This is a genomic window from Oryzifoliimicrobium ureilyticum, from assembly GCF_037199735.1.
Classification (GTDB): Bacteria; Pseudomonadota; Alphaproteobacteria; order Rhizobiales; family Rhizobiaceae; genus Rhizobium; species Rhizobium ureilyticus.
In genome coordinates, this window is sequence record NZ_JBBBVQ010000020.1 from 1 (window position 1) to 24,803 (window position 24,803).

Sequence of the window (24,803 nt, forward strand, 5' to 3'; positions counted from 1 at the left end):
TCAAATACTACACACAAATAACCCCCATGAGGGGCTAAAGCCGTTGGTACTGCGCGAATGAAGCCCTGCAGAAGCTCGAGCGGCTGCTTCGCCGCTGGAACGATCCTCTTCATCCGACCGTTACGAAGCCGCGTCCATCGCCGCCAAGCAACCCTCCCGAGCACGCACCGCGTCGCAAATCCGGGACGCAACGCTGAATCGCCCTCGATTTCCGGATATCCGCGGACACGCCACCGAATAATGGTAGCTATCGGTGAGGGTAGAAACAAACTCTCGGACGACCCCAATAGGATTGCCGCGCTGTGCTCCAGGACTAAAAGGGAATTCCTGCCGTTTCTTTTCTACTTTTCTTGTTTTGAACGCCGCCTCAGCCGTTTTTCGGGCGAGACGGCTCGTTCGTGGTGTGGATGCGCTTTAGCCTCCTAAAACGAAGCGCGAGAAGGCGAGGGCGTTTCGTGCGTCTTCGTCCATCTTCGCCATATCGGCACCGTCGCTCAAATCGCGCCAAACTTTGATATCCGAACCTATCGTGCCGCCGGTTTTGACGAAGGGTTCCATTACGACTGCGCCGGAATAGTTGATTTCACGAAGAGCAGCACCGATTTCGTGCCAAGGCATTCTGCCCTTGCCCGGTACACGACGGTTGCTTTCGCCCGTGTGAAAATGACCGAGAAGTGGACCAGCCGTGCGGATGGCATCGCCAAAACTGTCTTCCTCGATGTTCATGTGGAACGTGTCGAGCATCACCTTGACGTTCGGCTTTCCAACGTCCTTGACGAAGGCAACACCCTCGGCGGCTGTGTTGAGAACGTGATTTTCGAAGCGGTTCAAAACTTCGATGCACAGGTTGATGCCAAGATCGTTGGCAAAATCTGCGATGCCATGAATTCCCTCGACACCGCGAGCGCGGTCACCCTCCTTGTCCACCGGCTGCGAATAATCGATGGGCCAATAAGAATGCAGCGCACCGCCAATAGTGTGAATGTCAAGTTTGGCGACATTTGCCAGCGTGCGCTCAAAGAAAGCCTTGCCGGCCTGGCGAATGGCAGCATCTGGAGAGGACAGATTTTTTGTTTTGGACGGTCCGATCCCCGCCGTCAGAATAATACCGTTGTCCTTGGCGCTCTGCTTGATGGCGGCAAGCTCCGCATCGCTATATTCATTGATGTGATGCGCTGCGACTTCGATGATATCGAAGCCAAGTTTAGCGACTTTCTCGACATATGGGCCGAACTTGGCGCTCCACTCATGCTCCCAATAGGAGTAATAGATTCCGTGCTTCATAGTTGACCTCTTCTTGTTGTCGTTTGGATTGGCAGGAACGGGATCCGACAGTTTAAGTCGCGATCGGTGCTCTCTGGATCAGATATTGCTCCCGATCCGTCCAGGATTTGTCAGCCGCAAATCTGGCTCCGCGGCCGTCTTCATAATGAACAGGCCGTTCGGCAAATCGTTTTCCTCGACCTTGCGATTGATCTCAGCGTCATCAAGGCCATAACCGCGCCAGCGGGCACGCAGGCGTTCCCGCAAGTCGTCTTCATCAACATCGACAAAGACCGTGTAATCGAAGATCGGCTTCAGGCGAGACCAGTGCGGCTCGCTCGCCAGAAGGTAATTCCCTTCGCAGACGATAACGTCAACCGATTGTGGGATGAGGCGTCCCCCGGCACGTGCGATCTCGATGGAACGGTCAAACACTGGAACGGCAATCACATCATCTTCATTCGCCTTGAGCCTTTCCAGCATATGCCGCAGCCCATGAACGTCGAATGTGTCGATTGCTCCCTTAAATGCGCGCCGGTTCATCGCTTTGAGGACGGCGTCATCGTAATGATACCCGTCCATCGGAAACAGCGCCGCAGAGAGACCGCCTTCATCAATCAGAAAATCCACAAGGCGCTCCGCAATGGTCGACTTGCCTGATCCTGGTGCGCCGGCAATGGCGATCAAGAACCGGCCTCCCTGCTTCTCGCTCAGACGCTTTGAAATGAGGCCGGCAATTTTCCGGGCATTGTCGTCGATGATGGTCAATGTAGTGCTCGTATCGGACTGTTGAGGACGTTTAGCGCGTAGTCTTACGGCTCTCTTTGAAGAGACCGTATTGCTCTGCCTTGTTGCGAAGAAAGGGAATTCCCTTGTCGAGAACATCGTGCGCACTTGGCGCTGGCGCACGCCAAGTCGATGTTGCACCTGCCATGGCGGGAGGCAGTGCAGCGAAGCTTTCCAACACCAGGAGACCATGAAAGCCGATGGCAGAAAGCGCACCAAAAAGTTCGTCCCAGGCAATATTGCCGAAACCTGGGGTACCGCGGTCGCTTTCCGACATGTGCATGTATTTGAGGTGACTTCCCGCGGCGACAATGCCGGCGGCAAGGCCCTTCTCTTCCATGTTCATGTGGAACGTGTCGAGATGGACAAAGATGTTATCCATGCCTATCCGCTCGACCAGTTCGACGGCTTGCTCTGCGGAATTGATCAGATGGTTTTCGTAACGGTTGACGGCTTCAATGCCGAATTGGAGGCCAAGGGTTTTCGCATGCTTCGCAGCAGCGCCAATTGCTCTGGAAAGGTTGTCATATTCTTCTTGCGTCGGCGGCATACCTGTACGCTCATTCGTGCCCCCAAAGGTAACCCCAGTCAGCGCCTCTGCTCCCATTTCTGCCGCCGTGTTCAGCGCAGCCTTGAGATGGTCGATGGCAGCATCCGGACGGATAGACGCCCAGGCGGCTTCTGGTAGAACCAACGAGCACGTCGCGCGCAGTCGATGTTCTTCCAAAAGGCTTCTGGTGTAGCGCGCATCCGTCGATGGGATATCGATCAGCGGGATTTCTATGTAATCTTGTTGATATGCGGCAGCCCCGGAAATCGCACGCTCGGCGCCGGCCCGGTCCCAGAGGCTCGACCACATCATCGCGTGAACACCAAATCCCCGCATCTCAGCCCTTCCTTCTGTTCAATATGAAGAATTTCGAAGCAAGTGTTCGAGCCGCCATGACGACGATCATCAGCACGCCCCATAGAGCTGTTGCCAGATGCTGGTTCGCACCCATCAGATTGAGGCCCGACGAAAGCAGCTGCAGAACGATCAGGGCGACGAAAACCGGGATGACGCGGCCAAACCCACCGAATGGATTGATACCGCCCAGAAACGCCGCCAACACGGTAATCAGCAAATAGGATTCACCATGGCCGACCCGCACCGAATTGAAGCGTGCAAGCATGATGACACCGGCGACAGCGCACATCACACCTGAGAGAGTGTAGACGAGGATGAGAATGCGACGGGTGTTAAGGCCGGAGTAACTGGCGGCCTCGATATTCGAGCCGATCATCAGTAGGCCAAAACCCAGCTTTGCGCGCGTCAGCAGCAAATGCCACAGTCCGACGCATATAATGAAGATCAGCAATGGAATGGGAAGACCAAGGACCGACCCGTGACCGATGGGCGCAACATAGTCCGGAAAGCCGGAGACATCGCCGCCGCGCGTTAGAAACTCACCAAGCCCACGCAGAAAGATCATCATCGACAGCGTGACAAGGATGGGATGGGCACGGGTGTAAGCGATCGCCGCACCGGTGAGGGCGCCGGCAGCGGCCCCGGTCATAAGGGCCGCAATGCAAGCAAGCAGGAATGCGCTCGGCGGCGCATTGACGCCGCCATAGGCTTGCAAGACCCAGGCAGCGGCGAGACCCGAAAGATTGGCAGCGAAGGTGATCGACAAATTGATCCCGCCGGTCAGCAGCGGCAGCAGCATGGCGAGCGTCAAAAGACCAAGCTCTGGAAGCTGAAAGGCAACAGAGCCGAACGTGCCGGCCGACAGGAAATTATCTGCCTCCAGTCCAAAGACTAGCATGACCGCGACAAAGGCAACCAGCGGGCCGGCCATGTCGGCGCCAAACGTTGCATTGAACCTGTGAATGATGGATTTCATCGGCGCGCGCTTCCCTTTGTCGAACTCTTCATGGCTACCGGCAAGAGCTTGTCGAAGCGCGCGGAAGAGAGTGTGATGGCGATCAGAATGATGGCGCCAACAACCATCTTGAAGGCGAAGGGCGATACACCCATCAAGTTGAGGCCGTTCTGGGTGATCGAGACGAGGAGAACGCCAAGCACGCAGCCGAGGACAGATCCCTTGCCGCCACCCAGCCGCGCGCCGCCGAGGACGGTGGCAGCAAGAACGTCGAGTTCGCGTCCGTAAAGCGCGTTCGGTACCACCTCCTGCGCATAATGTGCCTGCATCAAACCGGCAATTCCCGCCATCAGGCCAAGCCAGCCGAAGGACAGATAATGCATGGCGCCGATATTGATACCAAAGCGTCGAGCGCCTTCCGGATTATCGCCGAAGGCATAGAGTTGGCGGCCGACCGTTGTACGAGAAATCATGAACCAGGTGGCGAGGCAACACAGGATCATGACCACGACAGGCAAGGTCAATTCAATCCATGAACCATCGCTCATCTCGTGTTCGTAGAACACGACACGAGTTGAAAGCCAATCCGGCAGATCGTAGATCGACACGCCCTTGGTGAAGAACATCAGCAGACCGAAGAAGATGTTGAACGTTGAGATCGTCGCAACGATGGAGATGATGTTCAATCGCCAGATCAGAAGCGCATTGATAAGGCCAAGCCCGATACCCACCGCGCCGGCAATGATGAAGCCCTCCGCCCAATTGCCGCCCCCCAGTGCCCCGAGCGCCAGCACGGTCACATATTGGACAACGGAGGCCGCGACTGCGAACGAAATGTCGATTCCACCTGAGATAAGGACCACAAGCAGTCCAACGGCGAAAATGATGTTCACGGCGGAAACGTTTAGCACGTCGAATGCATTCGAGACGGTCAGGAACCGGTCGGTGCCGACGGACAGCGCCGCGCAAAGCAGGATGGTCACCAGAACCAGTGCGAATTCCGTCGTGTTCGCCAGGATTAACCTACGCATATATGGCTGCCTCCAGTTCGGTCATAGAGACGGCCCGCGGATCGTAGGTCGCATGAAATCGACCGCCGACCATGTGGATGATCCGGTCAGCATTGAAATAAACTTCAGGCGCCTCATCCGAGATCAGAATGATCGATAGTCCCTCTGCAGCGAGCTTGCGGACGATCTCGAAGATGCCAGCGCGTGCGCCGACATCTACGCCGACGGTAGGTGCATCGAGGATGAGGATCTTCGGACCGATGGCCAACCACTTCGCTATGGCGACACGCTGTTGATTCCCACCTGATAGCGTACGGATTGGATCTTCGGGCAGGCCGATTTTGACACCGAGCGAGTTGATCCAATGCTGGACGACAGATGCCTTTTTCGAGGGCGAGATCAGACCGCCGACAAGCAGTCTGTCGAGAGAGGCCATGACCAGATTGTCCGCGATGGACTGCGGCTGATTGAGGCCCAGCGACAACCGGTCTTCCGATAGATAGGCAATGCCAGCTCGAATGGCGTCGCGGTTCGACCGGAATTTCATGAGCTTGCCTTCAAGGCGGATTTCGCCCGCTTGCGGTTTATGCATCCCGAAGAGCGTTAGGGCGAGTTCCGTGCGGCCAGCGCCAAGAAGACCAGTAATACCGAGCGTCTCGCCTCTGCGCAGATTAAACGAAACGTTTTCAAACTCGCCCTTCCGCGTCAGCCCTTTGACAGAAAGGACGACTGGTTGGTCTTCGTGGTCAGTAGCGATGACAGCACTGTCGAAGCTGCGCCCCGTCATCAGTTCGGTCACGCGCGATTGTGTCATACCTTCGACGGGGTAAACCCCGACCAATGCCCCATCGCGCAGCACTGTGATCCGGTTCGAGATTTCCAGCACCTCAGCAAGGCGATGGGAGACGAAGACCACGGCAACGCCTGATGCAGAGAGGTTGCGGACGATCTCGATCAGATAATCAGTTTCCGACTGGGTGAGCGAGGCGGTCGGTTCGTCCATGAAAACGAGCCGCGCCTCACCAATGAGTGCCCGGGCAATGGCGACGATTTGCCGTTGTGCGATGGGAAGCTCTTTCAGTGGCCGATCTAGATCGATATTAACCCCAAGACGCTCCAAGGCTTGCTCGGCAGCTTTATAGATCGCGCGTTTATCAACCAGGCCGAATTTGCCCTTCATCGCGTGCTGAAACCCGATGTTTTCTGCGACCGTCATTTCGTCGAAAAGTGCCAAGTCCTGCCAAATGACTTGAATGCCCAGAGAATGCGCCAGTGCCGGTGTCATGACGTCGATCTGCTTGTCGTCGAACATCAGCTCGGCGCCGTCTTGTGGTTTATAAACGCCGGTTATGACCTTAATGAGCGTGCTCTTGCCGCAGCCGTTTTCACCGGCCAAACAATGAACCTCGCCTGGATTGACGTCGAAGGACACGCCCTTGAGCGCTCGAACGCCGCCGAAGGTGACGTTGATGTTCCTCAAGGACAGCAGCGGTCTGTCGCTCATAACGCAGCTATCTCCGTTCGCCCAAGTGAATCCGGGCGTTACTGGCTTTTGTTTTACGGACACACCGCCGCATGGCCGAATGCCAGCCACGCGACGATTGCGATTTCAGGTGGATCGATCTCTCCCGCGACTGACATCGCCCAGCAGGATTGGCGGTCGGGCCAATCCGGCGAAGCGACCCAGCTGGCGGGTTTAAAGACCCATGGAGACCAGCTTGTCGATGCTCTCCTTGTCGATCTTCAGGAGTTGATCGACAATGATCGTGTTGCCGTCTGGATTGATCTTACCGAGACCCTCGATCTCATCGCCGGCTTTCGGCGTCTGCCCCTTGACGAGGCGATCTGCAAGCGTGACGAAGACTTCACCAGCCTGCTTCGGGTTCCACATGAAGCCACCGGTCAACGCGCCGCTTTTGATCAGCTTCGCGCCCTGTCCGGGAGAAAAGGGACCTATGACAAAGACCTTGCCATCTTTGCGACGCTCTTCGACAGCGCGTCCAGCACCGATGGGTCCCTGCGATCCGAAAGCGAGGAAACCCTTCAGATCAGGATTGGCCGACATGAGATCGAGCGCGGTCGAGCGGCTCTTATCGAGATCCTCAGCAACGCCATAACGGTCGCCAATAAGCTTCATGTCAGGGTAATTCGCCTTGATGTACGCAATCGCTGCGTCCGCCCATGCATTGTGAAGCGGAACGGTGAGCGAGCCGACAAAGACAGCATAGGAGCCTTTGCCCCCCATCTTTTCAGCCAGAAGCTTGCCGTGTGCTTCGCCGAAACCCTTGGCCGAAGCTAGCTCGAAGTCCCAGTCTGCGCCCTGCTGCTTCGGCGATTCATGCGTAATCACCTTGATTCCGGCTTCTTGCGCCTTCTTCAGCACCGGTTCCAGCACCTTTGCATCGTTGGGGACTACGCCGATTACATCGACTTTCTGCGCAATCAGGTCCTCGATCGCGCGCACCTGAAGAGCAGGATCGGCACTGGTCGGGCCAACCATAAAGCCATCAACGCCGAGCTTGGTGCTTTGCTCCTTGATGCCGGCCTCCATGGCATTGAACCACGGAATGCCGCCGATCTTGACGACGACCCCGACCTTGGGACCAGCGGCAAACGCCGTGGACGTAAGAAGCGCAAGAGATAGGCCTAATGCGGCCGAAATGATTTTCTTCATGGATGTTCCTCCTCCAAAAGACATCTAAAGCAGGCGTCCCACCGCAGGTTTGATCTGCGCGCGCAAACGTTTTCCGTCTCTGCTAAACGAGACTTCCTCCTGCCACTCCCATAGCAATGTTCATCTGCACAATCGATATTTCAAAGTTGCACAATCGATGGTGCAAAGGGAAATTATCATCATTATCTCTTTCGTCAAGGGGACGATTCATCTACACATCGATTTCGCAGGGGAGGCCAGGATGGCAGACGTCAGTTCGAAGAAAGCAACTATTTACGATCTGTCGGTACTGTCGGGTGCATCAGCTTCCACGGTCAGCGCCGTGTTGAATGGAAGCTGGCGCAAACGTCGCATTTCAGAAGAAACTGCAAACAAGATCCTCTCTCTCGCCAAAGCAGAGCGCTATACCGCCAATCTACAGGCGAGGGGTTTGAGAAGCTCTAAATCTGGTCTTGTGGGACTGCTTGTGCCGGTCTACGAAAACCGCTTCTTTTCGTCCATGGCGCAGGCCTTCGAGGCTGAGGCTCGCAAACGCGGTCTTTCGCCCATGGTCGTATCTGGACGGCGCGATCCCGAGGCGGAGCGGCGAACGGTCGAAACACTGATTGCCTATTCCATCGATGCGCTTTTCATCGCGGGCGTTGCCAATCCAGATGGTGTGCATCAGGTCTGCGCAGGCGCAGCACTGCCGCATGTCAATCTCGACCTTCCTGGCAAGTTGGCGTCTTCAGTCATTTCCGACAACAGGCGCGGTGCCGAAGTCCTGACTGGTGCAATCCTTCAGCATGCGGCACGAGGGGCGAACCTGTCTCCAGAGGACGTGGTTCTGTTCGGCGGCCACGACGACCATGCCAGCCTTGAGCGCATCGCGGGCTTTCACGCTGCGAAGAACGCATATTTCGGGCAGGAATGCAGCGTCGAAGATGTGGAGAAGACCGGCTATTCGCCTCGAATGACCGAACTGGTTCTTGAGCAGTTCTTCGAGCGCAACGGGCAGTTGCCGCGTTGCTTCTTCATCAATTCGTCAATCAACTTCGAGGGGCTTTTGCGTTTCATGGGCCGGCATGATGAGGAGACGGTAGCGAACATCGTGGTCGGTTGTTTCGATTACGATCCCTTTGGGTCCTTCCTTCCATTTCCGGTCTACATGATCAAACCGGATGTCCAGAAGATGCTCGAGGTCGGTTTCGAGTTGCTGGAGGCGGCTCCAACTGAGCCGCTTGTCACCATCATCGAGCCAAGGCTCATTCCGCCGAGGACTGCGTTGGCCGGTCCGCTTGATGACATCAGCGAACTTTCTGTTTCGAGCTAAACGCTACGCAAAGCGGCGGCGCCAAATTCTCCGGCCAGACCTGACGGATTGCGGCATTCTGGCCCCGCCACAAGGTGTCAGAAGTCTCTCATGGCACGAATGTCGGTTTGCAGGCTACAGAAAGCTTGATAACGCTTGTCATGGATGAGCCGGAGTTCTCCGGAGGCAGGCTGATAGGTCTTCCCAGGCTTGCTGACTTTGCCCATAGCCTGCTTCAGATCGGAAAAAACGTGCGCGGCGGTGGCGCCCAAGAGAGCGGCTCCCAATAAGACCGGCTCGGCCGTCTCCGGTGCAATGACAGGTTTGCCGCTCGCATCGGCAAGAAGCTGGCGGATCAGATCGTGCTGGCCCGCACCGCCGCTTATGATGATCTGCTCAACCCCCGCACCGGCCTTCGTTTGTACCTCGATAATCTGGCGAAGTCCGTAGCCGATACCGCAAAGACCGGCCACATAGAGCGAGACGAGATTGTCGATATCGCGTTCCATGCCAAGCCCAGCGATGACGGCGCGGGCTGCCGGATCGGCGAAGGGGGCACGATTACCGAGAAATTCGGGCACAACGTGAAGGCCGCGGGCAAGCGCGACAAGATCGGATTGAGAGGCCTGCGTGGCCGCTGCCATGTTGGCCAGCATGACGGGAAGCGAAAGGCTGGCGGCACGAGCCCTCTCGTTGGCCTCGGGAAAGGCGGGATGCAACGTGACGAGCTGGTCAATCGCCGCGCCTGCGGCGCTTTGCCCGCCTTCGTTCAACCAAAGCCCGGGGACCATTGCGGAATAATACGGGCCCCATACACCGGGAACGAATTTCGGTTCTTCGGTGGACGTCAGCGTGCAAGAGGATGTCCCAAAGACATAGGCAAGATTCCGTTCCGGCGCGCCCCCGACACCAACCGTGCCGATCCCGCCCGCATGGGCGTCAATCATGCCCGCGGACACCGGCGTGCCAGCTTGCAAACCAAGATCCTCGGCTGCCGCCGCCGTCAGGCCCTCGCCGACCGGCGTACCGGGTTCGACGATTTCCTGTCCGATCCGGACAAAGTTTTCATTGGCAAGTTCCGAAAGGCCAATCTGCTGGAAATAGCTTGGGTCCCATCGCTGCTCATGCGCAAGATAGGTCCATTTGCAGGCAACGGTGCAGGTGGACCGGGCAAGGCTTCCTGTAGACCGCCAGGTCAAAAAGTCGGCCAGGTCAAAGAACTGCCATGCGCTTCTAAAAATCTCGGGCCGGTTTTCTTTGAGCCAGAGGAGCTTTGGCGTCTGCATCTCGGGCGAGATTCGCCCGCCGACATAGCGCAGCACGCCATGAGCCTGGGCATTGATACGCTCTGCCTGGTCGACGGCCCGGTGATCCATCCAAACGATGATATCACGGGCAGGCAGCTCTGAGGGGCCAACCGGCAAGGAGCGTCCGCCTTCACCGAGAACAACCAGCGAGCAGGTTGCGTCAAAACCGATACCTACGACGTCACCAGGCGATATGCCTGCACGTGTCACCGCCGCACGAACGGACGCGCAAACTGCTTGCCAGATATTCTGGCTGGACTGCTCCACCATATGAGCGGAATCGCGATAGAGCTCAATGTCGTGCTTTCCTGTCCCGAGGCAGGCACCGTCCTCGTCGAAAACGCCGGCGCGCGCGCTGCCCGTGCCGACATCAACGCCGATAAAACATCTGGAACGGCTCATTGCAAATCCTCCCGCCTGACGACTGCGTGCTGAACTTTGATCATAGATCCACACCGTTAGGCAGGATCACAAGATCCCGTATCACGATATTGCGCGGACGCGACAGCATGAAATAGACAGCCTCCGCCACTTCCTGCGGCTGCATCAGGCTGCCATTGGCGAGCGCCTCATCCATCTTGGCTTTCGGCCAGTCGTCAAGAAGTGCGGTGACGACAGGGCCTGGCAACACAGCGCCGACACGCACGCCATGCGGCGCGACCTGGCGGCGCGTTGAATGTACGAATGCTTGGACCGCAAACTTGGACGCGGTATAAATCGGTTCCCAGACAACCGGCACGACACCGGCGACCGAACTCGTAAAGAGAATGTCTCCGCCTTTTTGCTCGATCATGTAGGGAAGGACCGCATGCACACTCCGAAAGGCGGCATTGATGTTGAGGTTGAGCATGCGATCCCAACTGTCTGGATCGCCTTCTGCGACAGGACCGCCGATATAGGCTCCCGCATTGGCGTGGAAGATATCGAGCTTTCCTGCCTCGGCCAAGATACGTGGCAGCAGGCCGGAGACTTCAGGACCGTTGAGCAGGTCGACAACCACCATGCGGCTACGCTCACCGAGGTCTGCACATAACGAACGAAGTTTGTCCTCAGCACGATCGATCAGAACGACGGTTGCACCCTCGTCGATGAGCTTGCGGGCGCAGGCAAGGCCGATGCCAGAGGCAGCTCCTGTAATTGCTGCAACCTTGCCTTCGAGTTTGTTTGTCATGGCCTGAGGCTCCTTGCGTTGGTCATTTCACGGCAGCATCAATTCGATCTGTCAGCCCAATCAGCAGACCTACATCGCGCGGTCTAAGACTGAGGAAGGGTTGATATCCGCAAGCCAACTCGCCCTGCCACTTCTAGCAAGCGCTTCCGTGCCCTTCACACCCTGCTCTCAAAGTGCTTTACCGTCCGCCGTGAAGAGATAGATGTGGGCTAGATCGATGTCAGCGGCGACGGTGGATCCCGGTGCAAGTTCGGGCCTGCCGTTAACGAGAATGGTAACCGCCTCGTTCGGCGTGCGGACATACAGCTGCGTCGAACCCCCAAGGTTTTCAGCAAAGTCGAGAGTGAGATGCAGCAAGGGGGCTGCCGCGCCAATTCTAATGTGTTCGGGTCTGAGGCCGACGGTAACGACGTCGCCTGGCCTAACCTTGCCACTACCCGGATGGTGAAGCGAAAGGCTCTGCCCGTCAAAAGCCGGATGCGAAAGCTGCAAGCTGCTGACATCTGCTCCCGTGACCTTTGCCGACAGGAAGTTCATTTTCGGTGAGCCGATGAAACCGGCAACGAATGTATTGGCGGGGCGGTCATAGAGTTCTGTGGGCGAACCGATCTGCTCCACCATTCCGGCACGCAGAACGACGATGCGATCGGCCAGAGTCATGGCTTCGACCTGATCATGGGTCACGTAGACCATCGTCGCCCCGAGGTTGCGATGAAGCTTGGCAATCTCCACGCGCATTTGGCTGCGCAATTCGGCATCGAGATTGGAGAGCGGCTCGTCGAAAAGGAAGATCTTAGGGTTGCGTACGATTGAACGACCAATGGCGACACGCTGGCGCTGTCCGCCCGAAAGGGCGCGGGGTTTTCGATCAAGTAGAGGTTCGATCTGCAGAATACGGGCTGCCTCGCCCACGCGGCGCTTGATTTCATCTTCCGAAAGCTTGGCCATGCGCAGGCCAAAGGCCATGTTGTCGAAAACGCTCATATGCGGGTAAAGTGCATAGGACTGGAAGACCATCGAAACCTCGCGCTTAGCGGGTTCCTCGAACGTGACATCCCTGCCATCGATCGACAGCTTGCCTGATGAGACGTCTTCCAGACCCGCGATCATGCGCAGAAGCGTTGACTTGCCGCAGCCTGACGGGCCAACGAATACGACGAATTCTCCCTTCGAGGCCGAAATGTCGACACCCTTGATGACACTGACCTCGCCGAACTGCTTCTTGATGTTTTCCAACCGAAGGAAGGTCATTCTTCGTTACTCCTGATCTTGAGCGGTGCCGCACGCCTGCTGAGCGCTGCTCGATTATTGACGTTTGCCATCCTCTGGATGGTCATCTCGTAAGAGGGCCGCCGCGCAATTCTGATCGGTCACCAGCTGCTTGACATAGCCGGACCGTAGAATCGCGCGAATGATGTTCAACTTGTAAGAGCCGCCCGACGCCAAAATGGAGTGGCGCACCGCCTTCAAGTTTTGCAGCGATAACGAAAGCACGCGCTCATTCAGCGGATGGTCGACCGGCTTGCCCTCTGCGTCGAGGAAAACGCCAAGCAGGTCGCCTATTGCGCCTGCTTCCAAAAGCGTCGCGAGGTTTTCGGAAACGGTCGGGGTTTGTACGAGCAGCGATCGGGGCGTCATATCCCCGCAGGACACTAGCGCAATGTCGACCGAGGTTGCGCGCCGCATGGTATCGCGAATGCCGTGATGCGAAAGAAGCGCCTCGCGGCTTTGTGCCGTTGGAAAATAAAGCGGTGCGGTCAGATACCAGCATTCTGCAGAAATTGCGCGCGCATAGCCTGTCGCAACCTCGAACGTGCTGGAGCCCGAGCCGCGCGTAAGGCCGCCCATGATCGAAGTCACCCAGCTTTCCGGCAACGTTCTCGGCGTCAGACGCTTGAGGCCGGCAGTCAGCGTTTTGCCCCAACCAACACCCAGACCCATCCCATTCTGCAACAACCCATCAAGCAACGCGCCTGCCGTTTCGCCGATGGCACGCTGGTTCTCCGCATCGTCTGGTAAGGTAGGTGTTACGCATGCCCCCTCTAGGCCAAACCGCTCCTCCAGACGGTGTTCCAGATCGATGCAGTCGGCCATCGGTAGGCGGATATCGACGACAACAGAGCCGTCGCTTCGGATCTGTCCTAGGGTCTTGTTGACCCGCAGGCGTGTCAGGCCGAGCTGATCCGCGATTTCCTGTTGCGTCAGGCCGCCGATGAAATAGAGCCACGCTACACGGGCGCGAACCTGCTGTGCGGTGATATCATCCGTGGTAGCCGAGCCATTATCCGTTCCTTTGGTCGCCGTCATTTCCACTCCTCGCTTAAGCGAAGTCCTGCTTAAGCGTCCTGACGGTGCTCTTCAATGCGCTCAATATGGAGGCGCTATCGCGCTCAAACGGATAGAATACCTCAAGAAACGCAGGGCAAGCAGAGAGCCCGGCATTGGCGAGCTGCGCCTTGACTTCGGCTGGCACGACACGTCCGGTTTCGGTGAAATCCCAATGACGGTCAAAGATGAAGTCCGTCTGCTGCAGATGGACAGCAGAGATTACGTCTTTGAGGCCGACCAGCCAGGGCTCCATCGTGTCGGCCTGCTCGCCATAGAGCGGCAAGATCGTTCCATGACCCCAGTCCACGCAGAAGGTCCATGGGGTTGCGCTTCCAGCCACGTCATTCATCATTTGTCGCGCTTGCGAGATCGTCCACGGCCACTCCCGGCGCATGGGAGTAGGCTCGACATAGAGCCCTGAAAGCCCCTCGGACTTAGCCTTGTCCCCAAGTCGTATCATGCGCAGGATGAGACTGTCATAATCGCGTGCGTCGATTGCATCCGCTTCGCTTCCGTCAATCCTGGAGGCGATGGCACCAAGTGGGCCGCCGACTGCAGGAATCCCGGCCTCGGCCGCGAAGCCGTACGCACGCTCCAGCCAATTTTCTGCATAGGCACGAACGTCTTCATCCGGATGGAGCAACTGATTGAACGTATAATGCGCCAGCCCGATAAACGCACTGTGGATACTGATGCCGTAATCGCTGGCGGCATTGCGTATGTCTTTTGCGTGGCGCGACACCACCGTCGATGGCCACATCGGATCCACAAGGTCGAAGGAAAACTGGACCGTGTCCAATCCGAGCCCATCACGAACGACTGGTCCCCAAAGCTGCGGGGTAATCCATCGCTTGACGCAGAAAGAAAGATTGATTCCGAGCGGATTACTGCTGCTCATTTCGTCGCTCCCATGGTCAGACCGCGCACCATGTGACGCGATACGATCAGTGCGAAGATGGTTACGGGCAAGACGATGACGGTGCCTGTCGCCATGATCTTGCCCCAAGGCAATTCGTAGCCGGACATGAAGCTCGTGGCCGCAACAGGCGCCGTCTGCACGTCGCGGCGGGTCAGGACCAGCGCATACAACAGCTCGTTCCAAGAGAAGATGAACGAGAAGATTGCCGAGACCGCAATGCCTGGTGCGCCAAGCGGGAGGTAGATTTTGCGGAAAATGGTGAACTGGTCTGCGCCATCCAGGCGGGCCGCCTGTTCCAGATCGGGCGGTATGGATTTGAACTGGTCGGTACAGATCCACACGACGATCGGCAGGTTGAAGGTCAGGTAGATCAGGATCAGAACGAGATGCGTATCCAGAATGTTGAGCTGCAACGCCAGAATATAAACTGGCAGCGCGAGGACGATCGGGCTCGTCATGCGGTTGGAGATGAACCAGAACCACAGATCCGACTTGCCGCGGAAGTCATAGCGAGCAAGGGCATAGGCTGCAGGAGAGCCAAGAACAACGGCGAGCACGGTCGTCGAGATCGCAATGATCAGCGAATTACCGACTGCACCAAGGACCTTCGAGTCGGCAAAGATTTCCCGGTAATGATCAAGTGTTGGCACAAAGACCCAGACCGGCGGAGAAGCCAGAATGTCTGACTGAGATTTGAAGCTTGCCGACACCATCCAGTAGAAGGGAAACAGCGTGAAGAGGATGACGGCAGTCAAGCCGATAGCGTGCAGAACCTTGCCGGATGACAGTCGCATCAATTCACCTCCTTATAGAGAACCCGGATGTAAAGGCGGCTGAGAAGGATCGTTATGATCAGCAACATGATCGCCTGTGCAGACGCCGTACCGAGATCGAACACGCGAAACCCGATCCGCTGAATATAGACGGAAACGAGATCGGTGGCTGAGCCCGGACCGCCTCGGGTCATGACGAAGACCATGTCGAAGAGTTTCAGCACGTCGGCCGATCGCAAAATGAGCAATGCCGTGAGGCCCGGCATGAGATAGGGCAGTTGGACGTAACGCAGCAAGGAAATCTTTGATGACGTCTCAAGCCGCGCCGCCTCTTCAATCTCGCCAGGTACCATAGACAGACCAGCGAGAAAAATAAGCGCGCAAAATGGCGTCCACTGCCAAATGTCCATGATGACGATGGCCGCGAAAGCACCTGTTTGAGATCCGAGCCAGTCGAGGCCGCCGATGCCGACGAGGTTCAAAAACCAGTTTGCGACACCGAAGTCGCGGTTGAAGATCAGTCGCCCGATGAGGCCGACAACGGCATAGGTGGTTGCGAGCGGCACGACGAGGGTCACGCGCGCCAGCGACTTCAGCAGGCCCATGCCTGGCTTATGAAGGAGAAGCGCGATCATCAGACCAAGCACGATCTGGATTGGCAGAACGGTGACGTAGAATTTCGCGGTCAGCGACAGCGATGCCCAGAACGTACTGTCGGATAGAACCGAGAGGTAATTTTCGAACCCGACAAACGGGAAACCATCGCGCGGGCGAGCGATGTTGTAGCGCCGGAAGGACGTGACCACCGCAAAGATCGTCGGATAGATACCGATGATGAAGAGGGTCAGGACCGCAGGCGCAAGAAACCAAAAAGGTGTCCATCGGCCATAGCCGCGGTTGGGTCTGATGGTTGGTTCGGACATCAGTGCTTCCTCTCGATGCGTCGCTGGCGCCGGATGGTCAAATCCCCAGCGGCCGCAATGCTTTCGATTTCATTCCAGGTTTGTATGATTGGCGCGCATGGCTTCCGGCGAAACCTTGAGGCGGTCTCGCAAGGCAAGGATCAGAAGCTCAAAGGCGAGATAAAGCGCGCCTTCGAAGAGCGAGCCCATCGGAAGGACAGATTGAACGTCTCCCTGGTCGTCGGCCATGGTCTGCGCAGGCACGGTGAGCAGGCAATCTGCTCGGCGTGCCGTTTCACTGTGCGGCTGCGCCGTGACGACCAGGACGCGGGCTCCGGCATCTTGCGCGACGCCGACAAGCGCCGACACGGTCGAAAAGTCGCCGGGTCCAGCAGAAACGATGAGCAGATCGCCCTGCGACAGCGGGGGGGTGGTCATGTCGCCGACCATCGCAGTGCGTAACCCCAGATGAAAAAGGCGCATCGCGAGCCCCTTGATCTGGAGCCCCTCGCGTCCGACCCCGTAAAGCGCGATCCGCTTGGCTTTGGCGATTTCGTCTACTGCCGCGTCGAACTGCTGCGGCTCGATCTTGCGCAGGCATTCGCCGATTTCGGCAAGGGCGTTATCTGAGAGATGAAGCATGGTTCGGCTCCGATTAAAAGATCAGCCGGTGATGGCTGCAGCGCTTGCTGCCACCACCGGCTGGGCGATCAACCTCGGGAGGTTTCGACCTTTGCGATTACTGCAACAGCGGCTTCTTGCCGTCGTAGTAACCTTCCTTCTTCAGGATATCCTCCATGCGCGTGCCGATTTCCTTGGAGCCAGCCTCCACCGAAACCTCACCGAGCATCATCTTGGAACCCCATTCGGCAATGACTTCAGAGATGGCTGGCCATGCCGGGAAGCGTGGACGGAATTCCGGAACGCCCTTCTGCCAAGAAGCGACCATCGGCTCGACGAACTTGTATTTCGCTTTGATCGCCGGGTCGTTATAGACAGACATGCGGCCGGATACACCGCCAGCCTCGACATAGGCCTTGGCAATGTCCTCAGAGGTTGCCCACTGGATAAAGAGCCAGGTTGCTTTTTTCTGCTCGTCCGAGGCCTGCGCTGCCACGGCAAGGGAGAAGCCACCGAGCGCTGGCAATCGGCCCGCCGGACCTGCAGGCTCCGGCGCAACGGCCAAGCAATCGCCGAGCTTGGAGGTCGCAGGATCGACCAACGTGCCATAGAATGCCGACCATTCGGTGATCATGGCCACTTGACCCTGCGCTAGGGCGTTCACGGACTCGGCATGGTCAAAAGAAACGATGCCGGGTGGCATGTATTTCATCAGATCCTGACGGAAGTTGAGGCCCGTTTGGCTTTCCTTGCTCATCAGATTGGACTTAAATTGCTTGTCGAGCAGAGAGCCGCCAAAGGGCCACAGCATACGCATGAAGCTGTCTGCCGACTGCGTTTCGCCGCGTAGCGACTGCAGGGCAAAGGCGTATTGGTTCTTCGAGGCATCCGTCAGCTTCGGCGCGTAGACCTTCATGAGCTCGTCCCAGGTCGCCGGGGGTTTGTCAAAGCCGGCGTCCTTGAGCTTGCATGAGTTATAGAACATCAAGCCCGAATAGTTGTCGAACGGCAGGCCGTATGTCTTTCCGCCCCAAGAGCCGAAAGCATCCAGCAGAAGCGGGAAGAAGCCGTCGAGCTTCAGGTTCGGATCCGTGATCGACTTGTCCTTGGTGAAGTTATCGATGGGGTCGATCCAGCCGTTTTCAGCAAACTCGCCGATCCAAACCAGGTCTACAAGCGCCATCGTCAGGTCACCCTTCGACGTGAAGTTCAAGACTTCCTTCTCACGGGTGTTTTCATAAGGAACGATTTCGTAATTCACCTTGATCCCGGTCTTCTTTTCAAATTCCGGAAGCAGTTTGATGATCGCACGATAGCCAGGGCGATCCAGGAATATGCCGCTGATTTCCGTCCCCTTCAACGGCTTGGCTGCGTCTTCGAGCCAGTCGGCATGTGCCATTGCAGGCACACCAGCGGCGCCTGCGGCCAAGGCCAGGACACTGGCACATACTTTCAACATACGTTTCATTCCACTCCTCCTATCGTGCCTGCTGCCACCGGCGCAGACTTGCTTGAGCTATCGGTCGCTAAAGGCTTTCCTTCTTCAACAGCATTTTTGTGCCTGCCGAACTGCCTGAACTTCCAAACTCCGGTTTACCCACCTGGAGCCGCCTCAATGGCAAAGCTTCGCTGGTTGCGCGAATGCGCATTAGAGAAGCAATAACAAAGAATTAAGCTCGCTGTCCTCTCAGCGGGATGATTAATTAATACAGATGTATTTTTAATTTTGCAATAGTAAGTAAGGCAAGAATGTGTTTTTATCGGCGCCGGACGGAGGTGAGGCAGAGATGACGACGAAGGGCAAGAAGGCGGCTGAGATCGATGCGCGCAGAGCGCTGGCAGAACGCGTCGCGAAAGTTGCGGGCGCCAAGGCAAAGGGGTTTCTTTCAAAGCCGCACCGATTGGAAGCGGCAGAAAAATCGTCGTCCCAGGACCTCGTCAGCATCGCCGACAAAGCGACGGAAGCCTATCTTCGCAGGGCGATCCTGAAGCACTTTCCGCATGACGGTATCGTGGGGGAAGAAGCTACCGCAACCGAGGGAACCTCCGGCTATGTCTGGGTCATCGATCCCATTGATGGCACGATGGCGTTTCTCGTTGGACAACCCAATTGGTCTGTGTCCATTGCTGTCATGCACCGCTCGGAGCCAGTCATTGGCGTCATCTACGCGCCCGCTTTGCGCGAGCTTTATGTAGGTCAAACAGAACGCGGCGCATGGCTGAATGGTCAGCCATTGGTCATCAATCGGAATTGGACGATCCGCTCGACGACGATCGGCTATGGAGGGACAGAACGTGCCGACCCGTTGGAGGTCGGTGCATTCGTCACGCGCCTTTATCAGGAGGGTGGAGTGCTATTCCGCGTGGGATCGGGCGCGCTTATGCTGGCCTATGTGGCCGCAAATCGACTTGCAGGCTATTATGATCCAATTCTCTATTGCTGGGATTGTCTTGCCGGTGTCGCTCTCATCCGCGAGGCAGGCGGATTGGCAGAGTTTGCTGGCGACCTCACGAAGCCAGGGCCAATTTGGGCAGGAAATCAGACCGTGTTTGCGGATCTGAAGCGGCTGAGTTCCAACCGCCTGCAAGCTTGAAGATGATAGTCGACGATCCGGCGGGACGCTGAATTGAGAATGTAAATGCGGATCATGACAGAAACGCTGCGCGCTATGGCGCGACCGGGGGGGAGGGGAGCCACGAGTTGGAGGCGCGGCTCCCATGCAGACTGTGATCGAATGGGCGCCTGCGCAGATCAGGAGTAGTATTCAGGCGCCTTCTTGAAAGTCGACCAAGCGTCCGGATCGTGACCGGTAACGACAGTTGCCCCAGTCCGGTCTGCTATCGTCCGCAACTTCTGCACTGAGCGCACCGTATCGACCGTTGAGGCGAGGAAGCCCGGCAGCGCCTTTTCCTCCCAATGATCGAGGGTATAGGCTGCATCGATCGTTAGGAGCAGCGGCTTGCTGTTCGGCAGCCGTACTAGGAAGGACTGATGGCCCGGTGCGTGTCCTGGCGTGAAGATAGTGGTCAGCGTGCCGTCGCCATAGATATCGTAGAAGTCGTCCTGCGTGCCATTCAGAAACTGCCATTTCAAGCCTGGGCGATCGAAATCCTTGCGAATGTAGCCGCCGGCGGCAAACCAATCGGGTGTAAAGGCATATTCGTACTCGGATCTCTGGACGATGTGACTGGCGTTGGGAAAGCGCCCGACTGCGCCGGTATGATCGAGATGCAGGTGCGACTGTACCACGTATTTGACATCCGCCGGGTCGAAGCCAAGCGCCCTGACCTGGTCGACACAGCCCTTGTCCTTGTCCAGAACCGGCCAATAAACATCGCAGATACCGCCCCAGTGGCCGCGTGGATCCGTTGCTACCTCAATGGCATTTCCACCATCGATAATTGCGTGGCCGTCCGGATGGGTTATCAGGAAGAAAGGAACAGGGATCTCGTAGTCGGCGCCGTTGCCCTGGTTCATTTTGATGTTATGCACCTTGCACTTCAAAGTGCCGGATTGAAGCATGTAAAGTCTGATATCAGTCACGTTGAATCCTCCCTTGAATAGGTCATTGGTGGAATTTCAGATTGCTCCTGCATCGATCGGCTAGAAAGCCTCCCGGTAGAGAGCAAGCGCATCCTCCTCGCGAACCTCTACCGGGTTATTGACGAGCAGACGGGTCTGTTTCATCGCGTCGGCTGCCAGCATGGCCAGACTGTTGTCGGTCACGCCGACGTCGCGAAGGCGCCTGGGCGCGCCGCTCTCATCCATGAGAAACTGCATATGGGCAACGAATGCCTCGGAACGCGCCGTGACATCGCTGCCATCCTTGACACCAAGCACATCGGCAAGCTCAGCGTAAAGCGGGGCAGCCGCCTGGGCATTGAAACGCAGGACCGGCCCCAGCATGAGCGCGTTGGAAAGGCCATGCGGCACATGATAATGGCCGCCGAGCGGATAGGCGAGCGCGTGAACGGCGGCAACCGGAGAGTTCGAGAAGGCTTGCCCCGCCAGAGTTGCGCCGAGAAGCATGGCTTCCCGCGCATCCCGGTTTGAAGGCTGTCTGCATGCCGTAATAAGATTGCCACCGAGAAGTCGCAAAGCCTCGCGCGCCAGTGCGTCCGAAAGCGGGTTCTTCTTGTGCTTGCTCGTATAGGCTTCGATAGCATGCACCATGGCATCTATGCCTGTTGCCGCAGTATGCAGTTGCGGCAGGCCGACGGTGAGCGCCCCATCTAAGAGCACAAAATCGGCATAAAGCTGAGGTGAGACGACGCCCATCTTCGTCGTTTCGCCTGTCGTAATGATGGAGATGTTGGTAACTTCGGAGCCAGTTCCGGCCGTGGTCGGAACAAGCACCAGTGGCAGGCGCGATCCTTTCACCTTGCCGATGCCATACATGTCTGCGAGCAACTGATCCGAGGCGAGCAGGACGGCCGCGAGTTTGGCGATATCGAGCGATGATCCGCCTCCAAGCCCGATCACGATATCGGTAGACGCCTCACGAGCCGCTTCCGCACAAGCATAAACGACGCGCTCCGGAGGATCGGCCACGACTTTGTCGAAGATCGTGACCTTAAAACCTGCTGCTTTCAGGCTCTCGGCGATGGGAGCGATAATTCCGCTCTGTATCAGGCCTGCATCGGTGACAAGAAGGACCCTACGAGCGTCAAACCGCGCAGCGACAATATCACCGAGCCGTTCTGATCCACCCCAAGCCACTTCCATCGAAGGCACCGTCCGAAATTCGAATGGGTTGATCGTCATTTAAATTCCTCCCTTTTCGACGGTTGTCGATGCGACTAACGGAAGAAAATGTCAGTTCCATGGTTCTGTCGATCTTGTGATGGGAACCGAAGACGTCAAGGATATACGCTGATGAAAGGTCAGATAGTGGCTTAAGGCATCACCGATGCTTTTTCGCCACCGTAAAGTGCAGGGCATATGGACTACTCACTGTCATGATAGAGACCGTTGCTCGAGATCAGCACCACACGCTCAACGTCGCCCGATGGGTGACAATCATTGGCGAGTCGGAGAAAGGCGCCAATTGTCCAGCCTTCGTTGCGAACGACGTAAACGGTATGTGGCCGGCAGGCGAATTGCGGCCTCTTGATCGCTTATGGCGAGGCCGTCTTAAGCGTTCATGACGCCGCTGCCGCTTACCAGCGTCATTGTCTTTTCGAGGGAATAACGGCTTAGCTCGAGAGACTTGATTTTTTCCGGCTCTGATAGAGCCCTTGTCCTGCTTCCACGAGCGATCCGTTTTCCATGATAGTTTTGCCGCGGATCATCAGGCGGACCGGCCAACCTTGAACCTCAAGCCCCTCATAAGGGGTATAGTCAGCACCGTGATGCAGCATCTCGTTCGTCAAAGTCACGCTGCTTTTCGGATCCCAAAGCGCAATGTCAGCATCGGAACCGATCGCGATCGTGCCTTTCTGCGGATAAAGACCGTACAGCTTGGCGTGGTTGGTTGATGTCACTGCAACAAAACGATTGAGGTCGATCCGTCCTTTCATGACGCCTTCGGAAAACAGGATGGGAAGGCGCGTTGCCACACCCGGAATGCCGTTCGGGATCCAGCGGAAATGACGCTTGCCCTTTTCGTTCAACTTGCCCTCAGGATCGTCGAAGCGGAATGGGCAGTGATCGGAGGAAAAGAGGTCGAACACGCCCTGTTCGATGCCTTCCCAGCAGGCCTCCTGGCTCGCCTTGTCGCGCGGCGGCGGGGAACAAACAAGCTTGGCACCTTCCAGGTCATCGAGATCAAGGTCGTCAGCAGTCAGCATTAAATATTGCGGGCATGTCTCACCAGCAATCTTCTGGCCGCGTTGGCGCGCGCGTCGAATCTCATCCATCGCCTCCCGGTTGGAGACATGCACGATGACAACGGGAACGTCGACAATTTCGGCGAGCGACAGCGCCCGGTGCGTTGCCTCGCGCTCGGCTGCCACCGGCCGGGTCGTCGCATGATACTTCGGCGCGAGCTTGCCCTCTTCCTCGTGCCGGCCGATCAGGTAGCGGATGGCATCCTCGTTTTCACAGTGGACCATAACAAGTGCGCCCGTGCGGCGTGCCGTGTCCAGTGTTGCTAGAATTTCGTCGTCGCGCAGGCGAAGACCCTCATAGGTCATGAAGACCTTCAGGGACGTGTAACCGTCTTCCACGAGAGCCGGTAACTCCTGACCGAGCACCTCCGCCGTCGGATCAGTAATGACGAGGTGAAACGAGACATCGATATGGCAGCGGCCATCCGCCTTGGCGTGATAGACCTTGAGTGCCTCGCGCAGAGACTGTCCTTTCTCCTGCATGCAGAAGGCGAGGACGGTACTGTTACCACCCATCGCCGCCGACCGTGTGCCGCTGTCAAAGTCATCGGCCATCACGATGCCCTCGCCTGAAGGCTGGTCGAGATGCACATGGCTGTCGATGCCGCCTGGAAGAACGAAAAGACCGCCCGCGTCAATCACTTCGTCTGCGTCTTCAAGATCGGTACCCAAGGCTACGATCCGCCCATCCTTGATCCCGACGTCGCTGGCAAAGGTGTCACTTGCCGTGACCACCGTTCCATTGCGGATTACCGTATCGTAGCGCATCGACCCATCCTTCTCTGATGATCTTCAGCTTGCCTTGGCTAGCCCCGTTTGCCCGGCGAGAATTCTGTCGAGGGCAGCGGTGAAGCGATCGACTTCATCGATCGTATTGTAGTGAACCATGGATACGCGCAGCATGCCACCATGGTCGGTCAAACCGAGATATTCAGCAAGGCGGCGCGAATGAAAGTCGCCGTAACGCATTGCAATCTTCTCGGCGTCCATCGCCTTGCAGAGATCCGCCGCTTCGCGCCCGTCGAACCGGAAGGAAACCGTCGGCACCCTTGCGCTGTCGCGATTGACGGGCTGTCCGACGATTGTGCAGTCATTGCAAGAACGAAGATAGGTGAGAAGACGTTCGACCAGCGCGTTTTCCTGCATCGTAATTGCGGCAAAGGCTGCCTCGATCTTCTCGCGGACGCTGCCTTTCTCGCCGGCTTGTTCTCCAAGGCTCGCCAGATAGTCGACAATCCCGCAGGTTGAATAGGCAAGTTCGTAATTCGGGTTTCCCGGTTCGAGTTTGCCTGGCACTTTGTCTTTGCCGTAGAAGTAGTGGTAGAGCGTGTCGAGCTCCAGCAAGAGATCGTATCTGCCATACATCAAGGCGTAATGCGGCCCATAGGTCTTGTAGAGGCTAAAGACATAGTAGTCGACATCAAGCGCCTGGACGTCGACGGCGCGATGCGGCGCATAGGCGACGGCATCGACGCAGAGTTTTGCGCCGCGAGCATGGACAAAGTCGGCAATGTTTCGGATGGGGTTGATAGAGCCCAGAAGATTTGAGCAGTGCGTCACGCAGACAAGTTTGGTGCGTTCCGTCATCAGTGGCGCCAGGTCATCCAGATCCAGCGCCAATGTCGTCTTGTTCAGCGGCCAGATCTTCAACACCACGCCGCGCTCCTGAAGCCGGTCCCAGGGACCGATATTGGATTCGTGATCGGCAACGGTGACGATGATTTCGTCACCCGGTAGCAACTGGCTCTGCATGGCGCGCGCAAGGTTCTGTAGGAGCGCCGTTGTGGAGTTTCCGAAGACGATCTCTTCCGGACGGCTTGCGTTTACAAGATGCATTGCGGCGGTACGGGCTTCGTAGAGCGCTGCAGCGGCTGCCTGCGAGACCTCATAGGATCCGCCGATCTGAACGTTCTTCTCGAACAGAAACGTGTTGATCCGCTCGACCGCACCCTTCAGAATTTGCGAACCACCCGCATTGTCGAAAAAGGTCCAGCCACGCGCGAGACCAGGAAACTGGCTTCGGACGAAATCAAGATCGAGTGCCTTGACGAAAGGGGTTGTCATTGC

The 24,803-nt window shown here is 57.1% G+C and carries 22 protein-coding genes; 2 read left to right on the forward strand and 20 right to left on the reverse strand.

Annotation, left to right across the window (positions count from 1 at the left end; genetic code table 11):
- Positions 1-414: 414 nt before the first annotated feature.
- The 7 genes from VQ830_RS22365 to VQ830_RS22395 all read right to left on the reverse strand — a co-directional run bounded on the left by VQ830_RS22365 (position 415) and on the right by VQ830_RS22395 (position 7,595).
- Positions 415-1,284 (reverse strand): D-psicose 3-epimerase, encoded by an 870-nt coding sequence (locus VQ830_RS22365; RefSeq protein ID WP_337270372.1) that lies wholly within the window; start codon positions 1,282-1,284, stop codon positions 415-417.
- A 78-nt stretch (positions 1,285-1,362) separates the two neighbouring features.
- The gene (locus VQ830_RS22370; protein ID WP_337270373.1) at positions 1,363-2,031 is read right to left on the reverse strand and encodes a nucleoside triphosphate hydrolase; all 669 of its coding nucleotides are present in this window, start codon (positions 2,029-2,031) and stop codon (positions 1,363-1,365) included.
- Between the two features lie 31 nt (positions 2,032-2,062).
- Positions 2,063-2,935 carry a sugar phosphate isomerase/epimerase family protein gene (locus VQ830_RS22375; RefSeq protein ID WP_337270374.1) on the reverse strand — a complete coding sequence of 291 codons (873 nt, stop codon included), beginning with the start codon at positions 2,933-2,935 and terminating at the stop codon, positions 2,063-2,065.
- Position 2,936: 1 nt separating this feature from the next.
- Positions 2,937-3,932: an ABC transporter permease gene (locus VQ830_RS22380; protein WP_337270375.1), complete on the reverse strand. Its 996-nt coding sequence runs from the start codon at positions 3,930-3,932 to the stop codon at positions 2,937-2,939.
- Positions 3,929-4,942, reverse strand: coding sequence for an ABC transporter permease (locus VQ830_RS22385; RefSeq protein WP_337270376.1), 1,014 nt, complete (start codon positions 4,940-4,942; stop codon positions 3,929-3,931). The genes VQ830_RS22380 and VQ830_RS22385 overlap by 4 nt, the downstream gene beginning before the upstream one ends.
- On the reverse strand, positions 4,935-6,425 hold the full coding sequence (locus tag VQ830_RS22390) for a sugar ABC transporter ATP-binding protein (RefSeq protein ID WP_337270377.1): 1,491 nt from the start codon (positions 6,423-6,425) through the stop codon (positions 4,935-4,937). The genes VQ830_RS22385 and VQ830_RS22390 overlap by 8 nt, the downstream gene beginning before the upstream one ends.
- 192 nt (positions 6,426-6,617) lie before the next feature.
- Positions 6,618-7,595 (reverse strand): autoinducer 2 ABC transporter substrate-binding protein, encoded by a 978-nt coding sequence (locus VQ830_RS22395; protein ID WP_337270378.1) that lies wholly within the window; start codon positions 7,593-7,595, stop codon positions 6,618-6,620.
- A 241-nt stretch (positions 7,596-7,836) separates the two neighbouring features.
- On the opposite strand from VQ830_RS22395, the gene VQ830_RS22400 reads away from it, so the two are divergent.
- The gene (locus VQ830_RS22400; RefSeq protein WP_337270379.1) at positions 7,837-8,907 is read left to right on the forward strand and encodes a LacI family DNA-binding transcriptional regulator; all 1,071 of its coding nucleotides are present in this window, start codon (positions 7,837-7,839) and stop codon (positions 8,905-8,907) included.
- Positions 8,908-8,984: 77 nt separating this feature from the next.
- Here the strand turns inward: VQ830_RS22400 and VQ830_RS22405 are convergent, their stop codons facing one another.
- The 9 genes from VQ830_RS22405 to VQ830_RS22445 all read right to left on the reverse strand — a co-directional run bounded on the left by VQ830_RS22405 (position 8,985) and on the right by VQ830_RS22445 (position 18,375).
- Complete coding sequence (locus tag VQ830_RS22405) at positions 8,985-10,595, reverse strand: FGGY-family carbohydrate kinase (protein ID WP_337270380.1); 1,611 nt, start codon at positions 10,593-10,595, stop codon at positions 8,985-8,987.
- Between the two features lie 40 nt (positions 10,596-10,635).
- Positions 10,636-11,364 carry an SDR family oxidoreductase gene (locus tag VQ830_RS22410; protein WP_337270381.1) on the reverse strand — a complete coding sequence of 243 codons (729 nt, stop codon included), beginning with the start codon at positions 11,362-11,364 and terminating at the stop codon, positions 10,636-10,638.
- 168 nt (positions 11,365-11,532) lie between these two features.
- Entirely contained in the window at positions 11,533-12,615 is a 1,083-nt protein-coding gene (locus tag VQ830_RS22415; protein ID WP_337270382.1) for an ABC transporter ATP-binding protein, read from the reverse strand.
- A 54-nt stretch (positions 12,616-12,669) separates the two neighbouring features.
- Positions 12,670-13,671, reverse strand: a complete 1,002-nt coding sequence (locus VQ830_RS22420) for a sugar-binding transcriptional regulator (protein ID WP_337270383.1) — start codon at positions 13,669-13,671, stop codon at positions 12,670-12,672.
- A 13-nt stretch (positions 13,672-13,684) separates the two neighbouring features.
- Positions 13,685-14,590 carry a sugar phosphate isomerase/epimerase family protein gene (locus VQ830_RS22425; RefSeq protein ID WP_337270384.1) on the reverse strand — a complete coding sequence of 302 codons (906 nt, stop codon included), beginning with the start codon at positions 14,588-14,590 and terminating at the stop codon, positions 13,685-13,687.
- Positions 14,587-15,405, reverse strand: a complete 819-nt coding sequence (locus VQ830_RS22430) for a carbohydrate ABC transporter permease (RefSeq protein ID WP_337270385.1) — start codon at positions 15,403-15,405, stop codon at positions 14,587-14,589. Before VQ830_RS22430 ends, VQ830_RS22425 begins: the two co-directional genes overlap by 4 nt.
- The gene (locus VQ830_RS22435; RefSeq protein WP_337270386.1) at positions 15,405-16,307 is read right to left on the reverse strand and encodes a carbohydrate ABC transporter permease; all 903 of its coding nucleotides are present in this window, start codon (positions 16,305-16,307) and stop codon (positions 15,405-15,407) included. The genes VQ830_RS22430 and VQ830_RS22435 overlap by 1 nt, the downstream gene beginning before the upstream one ends.
- 69 nt (positions 16,308-16,376) lie before the next feature.
- Positions 16,377-16,928 (reverse strand): SIS domain-containing protein, encoded by a 552-nt coding sequence (locus VQ830_RS22440; RefSeq protein ID WP_337270387.1) that lies wholly within the window; start codon positions 16,926-16,928, stop codon positions 16,377-16,379.
- A 97-nt stretch (positions 16,929-17,025) separates the two neighbouring features.
- The gene (locus tag VQ830_RS22445; protein ID WP_337270388.1) at positions 17,026-18,375 is read right to left on the reverse strand and encodes an ABC transporter substrate-binding protein; all 1,350 of its coding nucleotides are present in this window, start codon (positions 18,373-18,375) and stop codon (positions 17,026-17,028) included.
- Between the two features lie 319 nt (positions 18,376-18,694).
- Between VQ830_RS22445 and VQ830_RS22450 the strand changes: the two genes are divergently transcribed.
- The gene (locus VQ830_RS22450; protein WP_337270389.1) at positions 18,695-19,501 is read left to right on the forward strand and encodes an inositol monophosphatase family protein; all 807 of its coding nucleotides are present in this window, start codon (positions 18,695-18,697) and stop codon (positions 19,499-19,501) included.
- Positions 19,502-19,659: 158 nt separating this feature from the next.
- Here VQ830_RS22450 and attM read toward each other — a convergent pair whose 3' ends face one another.
- The 4 genes from attM to VQ830_RS22470 all read right to left on the reverse strand — a co-directional run bounded on the left by attM (position 19,660) and on the right by VQ830_RS22470 (position 24,800).
- Positions 19,660-20,451, reverse strand: a complete 792-nt coding sequence (gene attM / locus VQ830_RS22455; RefSeq protein WP_337270390.1) for an AttM family quorum-quenching N-acyl homoserine lactonase — start codon at positions 20,449-20,451, stop codon at positions 19,660-19,662.
- Between the two features lie 60 nt (positions 20,452-20,511).
- Complete coding sequence (locus VQ830_RS22460; RefSeq protein ID WP_337270391.1) at positions 20,512-21,672, reverse strand: iron-containing alcohol dehydrogenase; 1,161 nt, start codon at positions 21,670-21,672, stop codon at positions 20,512-20,514.
- Positions 21,673-22,103: 431 nt separating this feature from the next.
- Positions 22,104-23,504, reverse strand: a complete 1,401-nt coding sequence (gene hydA, locus VQ830_RS22465) for a dihydropyrimidinase (protein ID WP_337270392.1) — start codon at positions 23,502-23,504, stop codon at positions 22,104-22,106.
- 24 nt (positions 23,505-23,528) lie between these two features.
- A complete protein-coding gene (locus tag VQ830_RS22470; RefSeq protein WP_337270393.1) occupies positions 23,529-24,800 on the reverse strand; it encodes a cysteine desulfurase-like protein in 1,272 nt (423 codons plus the stop codon).
- Positions 24,801-24,803: the final 3 nt, after the last annotated feature.

What these genes read in the sequence shown, in the direction of transcription:
- VQ830_RS22365 (WP_337270372.1), bottom strand. Translation starts at nt 1,284, where the DNA reads ATGAAGCACGGAATCTATTACTCCTATTGGGAGCATGAGTGGAGCGCC.
- VQ830_RS22375 (WP_337270374.1), bottom strand. Translation starts at nt 2,935, where the DNA reads ATGCGGGGATTTGGTGTTCACGCGATGATGTGGTCGAGCCTCTGGGAC.
- VQ830_RS22380 (WP_337270375.1), bottom strand. Translation starts at nt 3,932, where the DNA reads ATGAAATCCATCATTCACAGGTTCAATGCAACGTTTGGCGCCGACATG.
- VQ830_RS22385 (WP_337270376.1), bottom strand. Translation starts at nt 4,942, where the DNA reads ATGCGTAGGTTAATCCTGGCGAACACGACGGAATTCGCACTGGTTCTG.
- VQ830_RS22390 (WP_337270377.1), bottom strand. Translation starts at nt 6,425, where the DNA reads ATGAGCGACAGACCGCTGCTGTCCTTGAGGAACATCAACGTCACCTTC.
- VQ830_RS22395 (WP_337270378.1), bottom strand. Translation starts at nt 7,595, where the DNA reads ATGAAGAAAATCATTTCGGCCGCATTAGGCCTATCTCTTGCGCTTCTT.
- VQ830_RS22400 (WP_337270379.1), top strand. Translation starts at nt 7,837, where the DNA reads ATGGCAGACGTCAGTTCGAAGAAAGCAACTATTTACGATCTGTCGGTA.
- VQ830_RS22405 (WP_337270380.1), bottom strand. Translation starts at nt 10,595, where the DNA reads ATGAGCCGTTCCAGATGTTTTATCGGCGTTGATGTCGGCACGGGCAGC.
- VQ830_RS22410 (WP_337270381.1), bottom strand. Translation starts at nt 11,364, where the DNA reads ATGACAAACAAACTCGAAGGCAAGGTTGCAGCAATTACAGGAGCTGCC.
- VQ830_RS22415 (WP_337270382.1), bottom strand. Translation starts at nt 12,615, where the DNA reads ATGACCTTCCTTCGGTTGGAAAACATCAAGAAGCAGTTCGGCGAGGTC.
- VQ830_RS22420 (WP_337270383.1), bottom strand. Translation starts at nt 13,671, where the DNA reads ATGACGGCGACCAAAGGAACGGATAATGGCTCGGCTACCACGGATGAT.
- VQ830_RS22425 (WP_337270384.1), bottom strand. Translation starts at nt 14,590, where the DNA reads ATGAGCAGCAGTAATCCGCTCGGAATCAATCTTTCTTTCTGCGTCAAG.
- VQ830_RS22430 (WP_337270385.1), bottom strand. Translation starts at nt 15,405, where the DNA reads ATGCGACTGTCATCCGGCAAGGTTCTGCACGCTATCGGCTTGACTGCC.
- VQ830_RS22435 (WP_337270386.1), bottom strand. Translation starts at nt 16,307, where the DNA reads ATGTCCGAACCAACCATCAGACCCAACCGCGGCTATGGCCGATGGACA.
- VQ830_RS22440 (WP_337270387.1), bottom strand. Translation starts at nt 16,928, where the DNA reads ATGCTTCATCTCTCAGATAACGCCCTTGCCGAAATCGGCGAATGCCTG.
- VQ830_RS22445 (WP_337270388.1), bottom strand. Translation starts at nt 18,375, where the DNA reads ATGAAACGTATGTTGAAAGTATGTGCCAGTGTCCTGGCCTTGGCCGCA.
- VQ830_RS22450 (WP_337270389.1), top strand. Translation starts at nt 18,695, where the DNA reads ATGACGACGAAGGGCAAGAAGGCGGCTGAGATCGATGCGCGCAGAGCG.
- VQ830_RS22460 (WP_337270391.1), bottom strand. Translation starts at nt 21,672, where the DNA reads ATGACGATCAACCCATTCGAATTTCGGACGGTGCCTTCGATGGAAGTG.
- hydA (WP_337270392.1), bottom strand. Translation starts at nt 23,504, where the DNA reads ATGCGCTACGATACGGTAATCCGCAATGGAACGGTGGTCACGGCAAGT.
- VQ830_RS22470 (WP_337270393.1), bottom strand. Translation starts at nt 24,800, where the DNA reads ATGACAACCCCTTTCGTCAAGGCACTCGATCTTGATTTCGTCCGAAGC.